This is a genomic window from Streptomyces sp. NBC_00250, from assembly GCF_036192275.1.
GTDB lineage: Bacteria > Actinomycetota > Actinomycetes > Streptomycetales > Streptomycetaceae > Streptomyces.
In genome coordinates this window covers 9,148,470-9,158,577 of the sequence record NZ_CP108088.1, presented here as the reverse complement: position 1 = coordinate 9,158,577, position 10,108 = coordinate 9,148,470, and the positions used below count along the sequence as shown (strand labels likewise).

Genomic DNA, 10,108 nt, shown 5'->3' with positions numbered 1-10,108 from the left:
TTTTCGATTATCCCCATCGACGGGGTGACCGCATGAAACGCTTCGAGGCCACGTCGACCGTGGTGGCTGGTAGGCATCTGAGCCTGTTGATCGCCTGCTCGATTGCCGTTCGTGCGTGCCCTGAGTTGCTCGACCGGGCCAGCCGAGGACGTCGACCACAGCCTGACCTGCAGCCTGGTGTCGGGCAGGGGCCAGGGCTCATTTGAGATGCCACAGCTCGGCCGGATCAATGGAATGTTGGACGGCAAGTGCCGCTCTGTCATTTTCGAAGTGTGGAGGCCCGAGGTCTGGGGTCTCGATGGTTGTCGTGGCCTCTGAGGAGGTCGACACCCCCTGACGGCTTAACTGCATGAGGGTATGGAAGAAGCCGTGGCCGGCTGGCCGTTAGGGTGGGGGCGTGTCGTCGCCGGGCCGGCTCGCCGTCCGGCGGCCCCGGTCACCTGCACAGCACGACAGGACGAGGATCCTTGGCCTGGCAACTCCGACAGACGACCTGTCGTCTTCCCGTTTGCGGAGGACCGGATTCGGATCAGGCGCCGGACGACGGCGCCGGAGTGGTAAGCTCAGGGCGCCGAGCGAGCTCCAGAGCCGCGAGAGGCCGAGCGGGCGGGCAGGGCTCGAGCGCTTGCCGTCACCTTTTTATTAAATTCTGCTCGGGAGGGGACGTCGCGACTACGGGGATGACGTCAGCCACAGAGCTGGTTGCCCGCCCGCCGCCGGCCGCCAGAGGGATGCCGTGTATCGATTCGGACTTTCGGTCAGGGAACAGTTTCGGCTTCGCTGTCGCCTCAGAACATCAGCCGATGAGGACCGCAGCAGCGGATCTTGGGGTTCTCGTGCCTTCACCGCCCTGTGACTTCGGGGTGCCAACGACGAGGCGGAATGAGGGAAGGACCTCCAGCCCGTTCGCGGGGTCTGCTCGGTCACAGCTATCCGGATCTCCCGGAGCTGATTGGCATGGTAGGCCAGAACACCGGCGGATCAGCCTGCCGGGGAGTTCGATAGGTCCTCACATGGCGGCCCGGCCGGCGGTGCCGGGGACGTGGGGAAGCCGCCGGAATGCTTCCCGGAGGCCTTCGAGGAGTGGGTGCTCATGGCACCACTGAGCCCCGTCTCAGCTAACAATGTCATCACTGCTCCCACCAGACGCCTGACCTGGGTGGGCAGGGCAGCGTGGGTGTCATCTCGGAGCAAACGAGGCCTGAATAATTGCACATGAGGTGTCCACTTTGAGGAGCGAAGAGTGGCGCGTACCACTGAGCAACTGCGACCGTGGGCGGAAGGCGGCTCAGCTCATCAGCTTCTCTGACTGTCGATAGGTTGGCATGCTCATTGGAAGTCGGCGAGAACGGTTCCTTCGGTCGGTGTCGTCGAGAGATGAGGATATTCGGCCAATTCGTGCATGTCCTCCAAGCATGTGCAACAGCCCGCCGGTTGGTATCACGGGATGACATGGCGGGGTTCGGCACCGGCGCATCACTACAACGTCTCGACCGGTTTTTTTTTTTATCAGTTCACGATCGGCATTTCGGTCCCGGGGGATGTCGTGTCGGCTGGTTACCTGGAAATCGTACTTCGCCGCCAGCCGTGGGTCTTCGGGTGTGATCTCCGCTGATGCCTCCGGTCCTGGGTTTGAAATTCTCCTGCCTCAGCCAAGCGTATTACAGGCATGAGCCACCGTCTCGCCCAGCTAAAATGTCTTCTGAGCATTGCTTGATTGCATCACCTGATTTTGCTTCCTGCCCTGGATAACGAGGCACAGGGCTTCGTGCTGGCGCCTTGAATTCACTTCTGTCGCAGGAGTGGGTTCAACAGTGGGTTTCCTAGCAAGTGCTATGCTGACCTGTTTGTGTCCGCCTGTCAGGTCTTCGTGCCGTGTTGCTACATCGTGGTGCTGTGGCCACAGTCTCACGATCATGGGCCTCCGAGATCGATGCATTGGTCTCTTGAGTTGCAGCAAAGGACCTGGCCTGGGTGTGTTCAGATTGAGGGCATGGTCACAGCATGGACAGCAGTGGCCACGCCGTACGTTGGTGAACGGGTCATGACGAGTACCGCCCCGGCGGATCAGTCATCAGCGCCCACGGATGCTCGCCATGCCCCACATGGACCTTGCCCATGGACGTCGCCACAGATGAGACCTTCATCGCGGTAATGGAAGGAAGAATCCCGAGGTGCCGAGACTTCGGTTCGGAAGCACCGTCATGGCATCGGAATTGATCGTCGAGCGCTCGGAGTCGCCTTCGACAAGCGTTCTCGATACGTGGCCGCAAGGGAAGAGCGCTGCCAAGTCGGTGGACATGTCGAACGTGATACCGGACGCCGTCGTCAAGGTCCATGGCGCCGCGGTCGGCTCCGTCCGGACTGGGGCGGAGTCGACCGACATTCGGCTCTAATCGGCTTCGTGATCTACCTCGTCGGGCTGGTACTGTCGCCTGCGGTGGCGCACCGGCTCGCCCGCGCTAGACGCCTACGAGCAGTACCCGGTTCGTCGACCTGCGCCGCCGGCATCGGTGATGTTCGGCGCCGCGGGACGGCCGCCGGATCTTCGGTCCAGGTCACCGAAACAGCCCCGTGCTGAGGGGTTACCGAGTTCCGCCACCCCGCGCGGGCGCGAAGTTCAAGGGGCCGGATCCACCGTGTCGAGAGGCCGGCCGGCGGACTCGCCGAAACCGGGGAGGCGCTCGGCTGTCCGAGGTCGGCTGGGGATGAGATCATCTGCCGGGACCGGGCCGAGGGCGGCCACCCGCGGCGCCCTCAGCCCAATGCCGATCGGTACCTCTGGTCGGCGAAGCCGCCGAGAAGGCAACGGCCGCCTTCTCGGCTGCTCAGCCAGGAGCCGGGGACCAGGTGCTGGACACCAGGTTCGCTGTGGCCACGGGCGCCGAGCCTGTGCACAGACGTGGCCATGTGCGGGTTCATCGCAGGCTGGCCGCGTCCAACAGGGCCTGCCGCCGACGGGCGCGTTCACCGGAAGCTCATCAGCTCGACGTACGTGACCAGCGACGGGAAGCGTTGCACAACGCCTGGAAACCGTGGGAGGAGACGCACAGGGTCTCCTGACGGTGCCAACGTCCGCGCCTGGTCAGCCGCCGCGCCACCCCAGCCGGTCGGCCCCCGGTTAACCTTCCGGCATCGTCAATCGCCGTTCTTCCACCATCTCGACTTCGGGTGAGGTGAGATGACCCGGCCGCTGCGCTACCACCGTCTCGAATTGACGCACCGAGCATGTACCGCGCCAATACCACCAGCCGTAGCGTCAGGTCAATCGAGTACGCCGACCTGGCCTGCGCGACTGCCCGGCATGACCTGACAGACTTCCGGATGCGCAGTCGTCGAGGCCATTGCACCGATCAAGATGTACGCCAGATGCTGCGCCGCTTCGGCCCCGCAGTGGGTTTACTCTGCAAGCAGCGTTCAGCTCGGTCCGGCGGCCGTTCGTGCGAGGTGACGGCGGTCTGATTGGGATCCGTTGTTCGATGTCGGTGTCGTGGTGTCGCGCGGTGCTTCCGTCACATCGCCGCTGCGAAGGTGCGCTTGGCGGGGCGGTGTTGATGTTCGTCGTCCATTCTCCGTTTTCGGTGACAGCTTGAGGCCACCCCTTCCAGAACAGGAAGATCCCCTGCTCCCCAGGCCGGCTTCTCCCAACTAATCATGCGAGCCGGCTCACTGTCGAGTTCATGGTGGAGGATCAATTGCTGGGTGGCATCGGGTTTGGTGTCGTCTGATGCAAAGTCTTCGGTCACCGGATGAGCCCGGGAACCCCTCCAGAACGGCGAGCGGGGTTGGTTTGCCGCCACCTCGAGCTAGGCTTATCCTCGGCTGATCACTGACAGCATAAGACAGACGTTCATCGGTTTGTCAAACTCTGATCCACCTGCCTGCCTGCTGCCGTTCCACATTATGACATCGACCGGGGGTCTTTCGGTCAAAGGTCGAAAGTCAGACGGTGCGTCAATTTTGAGTTCACTGTGTCGGCCGGTGATACACCGAGTAGGCTGGCTGTGGTGGCAACGTCGGACTAGGCGAACTCATCTCGACTTTGTTTATGGTTAGAGTTTCGGACGGGCTGGGGTCCCCCCGTTTCGGCTCACGTCACCGTCGTCTCCCGGAAGAATGCTGCAAACTCACTGGTCTTTCATGCCCGAATTGGCGGCCCGCCGTGCCTGGTGCCCGGACGGCGGGTGGTCCGGTTCAAATCTCGGTGAGTCACGGGCTGGGTCGTGGACCTCACTAAGCGAAAAAGCCGCCTTCGACGCTGGCGCCGCCTTCCAAGTTCAACGACTCAACTGGCCATTCGATCTTCGGACAAGGCGAGGGCATGACACGGGGCGAGGGCCGGCCAGGGCGCGGTGGCCGACGGAGAAGGGCGGCGGACCTGATCGGGGCGGGCCCAGATTCCGACGCCTTCTGCTTCGTGCTTAAGTGGCGTGATCATTCGTTGGCGCCGCATGACGGCGGGGTTGGAAGGATATTGCAGGCTAACGGTGGCCGACGGTGGTGGGGATGTCTTGTAGGTGGCCGGTGTTGACATTTCCGCCGTGAAAAGCGGCTTGACGCTAAGGGTGAGAATGAAATGTACGCAGGGGGGAACCTCGACATGTTGAATGATGAAGCCCGGGTGCCGCCAAGCGTCGTGGCAGACTTACCGGGGGAATTCGCCGCCGCAGCCGGCGCCGTCACAAGGGTGGTGTTCATGACGATGTGGGAGTGGTACTGATCGCTCATCGATGTAACATCCCGCCCGAGCCGGGTGATCATGTCGACCTTCATCATCGTCGACACCACGGTAGAGGTGACGCCGATTCCCATGTTGACTACCGGCGATCAGTGTCGGTTGTTGATAATGTACGGTCCCGCCAAGGCTGGCGGAAGGCGGGAGGCCCGGAATTCGGTCTTCGGACAGAGCCGAGTGTTGTGGAAGGTCAGTTCACTCGCTACGCCGGTGGGGGTCGAGGCAGCCGGGGGCCACACCGGAGCTGGCCGGCTGAAGTGACCGGTGACGGCAGGGGCCGGATCATCAGGCCCGCATGTCGGTGTCCCGGGTTTTCAGCGGGGCATGGGCGATGCGCGTTCGTGGCCGTGGGAATGAGGATACGGGAGAGGCGGGTGGACCGGGTTGCTGCCCCTCGAGGAGGACGCCGGACGTGGGGGGCAGTGGAGCCCAGCTGGCTGACGGGCGAGCTGCCCGTACTCGGGGCACGGGTGGTCTGCGGCGGCCGTTCACGGCGCCGGTGGCAGGAGGCCATGAGTGGCGGGCGCCAACCTCCTCCCAGAGGGCAAGGGCGGTCTGTGTCTCCGCGGGCAGAGCTGGGCCCGGGGGTCACCGCCTGCTCCGTCTGTCCAGGATCTTCACGGGAGGACGAGGACAAATCTCCTTGGATGAGGGTTCAAGCGGGATCGGCGACAGGTCCGTCGACCCACTTCCGTTTTTTTTTTTTTTTTTTTTTTTGTCATCCCGTCTCGGTTGACCTGCAGGTGTAGTGAGGTGCAATCACAGCTCTGACTGCAGGCTGTGAGATTGCCAAATGGGACACCGGCTTGAAATGGCGGGTCATTCGCAGAATGGTAAGTCATCTGGTTTGGCTGGATGCAGTCGTCAGCAGCTCTTAAAATGCTCGTGGTGCTCACCTTGACCGGTGAAGGAGCCTGTTCCATGTCAGAACCCAGGTTGCACGAGGCCGGCAGGGCCAGCCTGCGCCTGGCAATGTGCTCCGGCAAGGTGATCCAGCCGGGCGCGGTGGCGCAGGCTCATGGCAGTCCTCCAGGACGCCGAGACGCGGGTGGAAGCTCACAAGGTCAGGAGTTTGAGATCGTCCGGCAGGTGTGGTACAAAAACAAGCCTTCGTCAAAACCGCCCCGACCGGGTCCCGAATTGGTGGGGGGGGGGGGTTTCGATCGTCGGTTGCTCACCCGGTCGATCTCGCGAGTGTCGTCGGCGTGGTCTCGGCCGGGGTTCCGCCCCCGAAGCGGGAGTGGTGTGACGGCTCCGAGCGCTTGTCGGGGTTGATTCATATTTTTCCGGCATGTAGAGATTGACGAGATGTAGACTTGAATGAGGAGGTCTTTCCGAGTTGTCGCACTTGAAAGTGCCAACTAGTCTGGCGATTGCCGTTTCCTGTGTTATCGGTGTGAGTAATGCCGTCGTTCACCACGCTAGCGTGTTCCTGCTGACGTCTGATCAGTTGTGTTACTGGGTTTAAGACTCAGGATTGGGTTGTTTGATCAAGACACTGTTCTGTTAATTTGGTCCCGGATTGTCAAAACACGGGGTCTCACTGCTGTCAGGCTGTGCTGCGGACTGGGCTATGAGTCCAGGATGCTGATTGTGATGTTACCGTGCCCGATGCTGGACGCCATAACCTCGGCTACGGGGAGCACTGCCCATGGCGGGAGACGACGTCCCGTTTTCAACCCCTTTCAGGAGGCCGGCGAGACAGTTGAACGCGCCCGAGGAGGCCACAGCTGCGTCGTTGAGGGAGAGGGCGTCGATCCTGGACCGGAAGTCCGTGTTCCACAGCAGCACCCTCTCATCGGCGGTGGCGCTCGCCAGCATCGTGCCGTCCGGGCTGTAGGCGAGGCCCTCGAATTTGTCGTCCGTGGTGATGGAGTTCGTGATCTTGCGGTTGGAGACATCCCAGAAGCGGATGATCCCAGCCTCGTTGCAGGCCGCCAGCGTTCCGCCGTCCGCGGTGAACACCAGGCCGGTGTGCGCCTTGCCTTGGTTACTGGGTGGGTCGACGAGGGTGGTGGGTGTGGTCGGCAACTTCATTGTAGAGGTTTCGGTGGCGCAGGCGATTGCCGGGGCGAAGGCGCACGATAATGGTGTTCCCGAGGTCCCGGTGGTGCTCGTCTCGGCCGCGGCGAGCACGGTACCAACCAAGTGCTGAACGGTCATCTGGATCTCATGTCAATTTTTCCGAGGATCGTTGAGTCGGTCCACCGATGTCTCGCGCACAATGCCGCACGTCGACGGCTATTTAATCGAATTGTCCGGGGCGACCACGTTAATGGCGTCGCGCACAATGGAGCGAGATGTGGGGATCATAGAAAAGCCTGGGCGTCGTGTAGGACCGCGACGCCCCGGCACGGCTCGGCGTCGCGGCCCTGTCCGTGCTCGGCCGAAGCCTCGACGTGGCGGCCTGCGCCGTGGTACTCGGCGACTCGGGGCGGGAAGGAGGGCCGGGTGGCGGTGCGCTGGTCGGGGCCATCGGCTGGAGACCGGCCGGGTGGCGGACGGCCCCGTAGTGCGGACGATGGTCGCCGCGCCGGCCGCGGCGACCAGAGCTGGCGATAGATGGTTGCCACCAGTTGGGTTGAGCGCCGACAAGGCACCGCGGCGGCCGAAAAGGTCTCGTCCACGTTCATGCACGCCGCGCCGAGCTGCACCCGGGAGACCAGCGAGCGATGCGTCCGCAGCTCGCCTGGAGAGCCTGCACCACGGTGCCGTTCGTCGCGAACGAGCCGAAGAAGACGCTGCGCGCCGAACCAGCAGTCGCTGGCCCTGCACTGGCCTCCGCCTGCGCTGGGCGAGGGGACCGCCAGGTGGACGGCGATGTCACTGGTCTGCGCGATGCCGAAGTGTCGATGACCAAGCACTCCACGTTGGTGATGTGGATAGCCAGTCGAGGTGGACCGGGGCCCCCAATATGGATGATCAGGGTGCCGCCCCGTGGTTAACTGCGCGGCCTGCCTGAAGAGGTAGTGCTTCCCGCATTCAGGAGCTCAGCTATCTCGGCAATGAATACGGATTGTCGGCCAAAATGGTGGCTCCTGTAATCCTATTCAGGCAACGACGTTGCAAGCCGGTCACCCGGTCGGGAACCGCGGTGGAGCCGCGCCTGAATGCGAGTACTGACCCGGAATTGCTAATACTATCCGTACCACGGTGGTAGACAGCGCTTCACTTCCATTTGCCGAGTTTCCACGACCACCTACATGAAACTCCAACCATCCCACGTTTCAGAAGCTGGAGCGGCCCTTCGAAGAAAACTAGCCCCCCGTTTTGTCGTCAGACGTTGCTTGTCTCCTCATCACTGTAGGATCGCATCAGCTTCAATTCGGTGTCGAAACCCCGGAGGTCCCGGCAAAATCTGATTCCAGCAAAGCGGTGTTGCCGAAGGGTCGCGGTGGTGATGTGTTGAGGTCGGGGTTGCCCGGTGTTTGTGCCGGAATGGGGGCGGCGGTGTCGTTTTCGTCGGTGAATAGCGAGGTTTTTAAACGTGGTGCGCAGGGTGGTTATAAAACAATCGGTCGTTGGTTGGGGTTGGCAATGTTTGAGTTGCAGCCGTGTCGTTCGGTGATTCGGTTGGTCGATCTGGCGATCGAGGCGGGTCGCCGTTGCCACCGGCGGCTCGGCCTGCGGGGAGATGTAGTTGGGCGTCACCCGCAAGCGGCCAGAGGGCGATAAGGTTTGATCCCCGGGGTCGGCGATGGTACATGCATTGCCGAGTGTTGTTGGTGACCCCGCCGTCCGGCCATGCCGTCGGCGGAGTGGCTTCAGAGGCCCACAGCGCGAGGCGCCTGCTCCGCTTCCGATGGGGGTGGAGACGGGCGGATCGCTCCCAGCAAGAGTACAGATAGTGAGTGATGGCGCCGGGCGCCACTGCGCATTTCAGCTGCAGCAGGCCTAGCGTCGCGCTTGTGGTGCCCGGGGTACCCGGGAGCTGGAGTGCGGCGCGATCTCGGCTCACTGCAGGCTCCGCCTCCTGGTCAAGCGGGTGATCCTGCCTCAGACTCCCTAGGCTCCCGGCCACCCGGCGCTCGTGGGCCGGTTTGAGGCGGTGGAGACAGGGCGCGACCGGGGCTGGGGACGAAACGGCCTCAGCCTCCGCGAGCTGCTGGGAGCTGGCGTGAGCCGGGCCGAGCGCGAGGTGCGCCCGGCCACACACGTGCTAACAAACACACCCCTCTGCGCGCCCGCGCAGAAGCCATGCAACCCCGGACGCGGCGGTCCGGGTTGCGGGTGGGGAGGGCTCGCTGCGCGAGCCTCAAAGAGGGGGCGTGTTTAGGGCGGGACCACATTGCTGCGCAATGTGCCAGCGAACCGCCTCGCTGCGCTCGGCGGGGCTCGGCTTCGCCGAGCCAGGGCCGGCCCTTCGGGCCGGGGTCCTTCGCTTCGCTCCGGACGGGTTCGGGTTTCGCTTCGCTCCACCCGAACGGCTCGCTTCGCGAGCCTGGGTGACCCCGTTTCACGGGGTCCGGGCCTTTGGCCCGTTGGGCGGGTCCGCTTCGCTCCCCCGCCCTGCTCCTTCCGGCTTCGCCTCCAGGACCAGCCCGCTGGCGCGGGTAGCCGGCTACGGGGAGGGTGCCTAGGGTGGTCGGCTGTGTGCGGATCGTCGTTCCGGCCGGTATGAGAAGGCGGAGCCTGCGCGGGGGTACAGGACCCGCCTTCTCCGGGATCAGCTCTCGCCGCGCATCAGCTCCACGATCACTGACCACAAAGCGCGAGCGCTCAGTGCCACAGCAAGTCGCTTCGCCATCTCCGCAGCCAGTCGACTCCGGCGAGATGACTTCCGGTCATCACTCATGTCTGTCCTCCTTTGTTCGAGGGGCGGCCCGTCCCTTTCGGGGCGGGACGTCCCTCCCCCCGTCGGAGAAAGCAGACAACTACCAGCGTAGACCGGGGTGTTGGTCCTGTGGAAGCCCGCAGTCACAGGAGAGGGCAGCCACTGCGGAACCCGCGCTCCGCCACCGGCCCTGAGCGCGGCTTACAGCAGGGGTGGAAGTGAGGGAGCTGCGAGAAACCCAGGCTGCTTCAAAAGGGTAGCCGGATAGAGACTGGCGAGGGTCCCTATGCCTGCTACTCGGCGCGAGGTTCACTTGTGCTTCGGCGCCAACCTCCAGCTCAGGATCGTCACCAAGGCTTCAGTCACCCGGCCCTCTCGCCAACAAAGCTGCAGGTCACAGGGGTCGACGCCCAACTGCAGCCAATACACCAAACCACTGAAGAAGAGCCACCGAGTAGCAGTACCCAGCAACCCGCCGCCTCGACCAGCTCAGGCCGTCCGACCCGTTCCGCGCCTACCGAATCGACCAGCGGATCGCCACCCTGAAAGCCATCGCCGACCGGAACGAAACACAACAACGGCAACGAGCAGCATGGCGG

The 10,108-nt window shown here is 63.4% G+C and carries 3 protein-coding genes; all 3 read right to left on the bottom strand.

What is annotated here, in order from left to right; all coding sequences use genetic code 11:
• The coding region (locus tag OG259_RS41220) for a hypothetical protein (RefSeq protein ID WP_328946949.1) at positions 1–263 on the bottom strand (263 nt) is incomplete at its 3' end.
• 3,249 nt (positions 264–3,512) lie between these two features.
• On the bottom strand, positions 3,513–3,746 hold the full coding sequence (locus tag OG259_RS41215; protein WP_328946948.1) for a hypothetical protein: 234 nt from the start codon (positions 3,744–3,746) through the stop codon (positions 3,513–3,515).
• Positions 3,747–6,334: 2,588 nt separating this feature from the next.
• Positions 6,335–6,898, bottom strand: a complete 564-nt coding sequence (locus OG259_RS41210; protein ID WP_328946947.1) for a WD40 repeat domain-containing protein — start codon at positions 6,896–6,898, stop codon at positions 6,335–6,337.
• Positions 6,899–10,108: the final 3,210 nt, after the last annotated feature.

Coding starts and splice junctions, on each gene's coding strand:
- OG259_RS41210 (WP_328946947.1), bottom strand. CDS start 6,898: ATGACCGTTCAGCACTTGGTTGGTACCGTGCTCGCCGCGGCCGAGACG.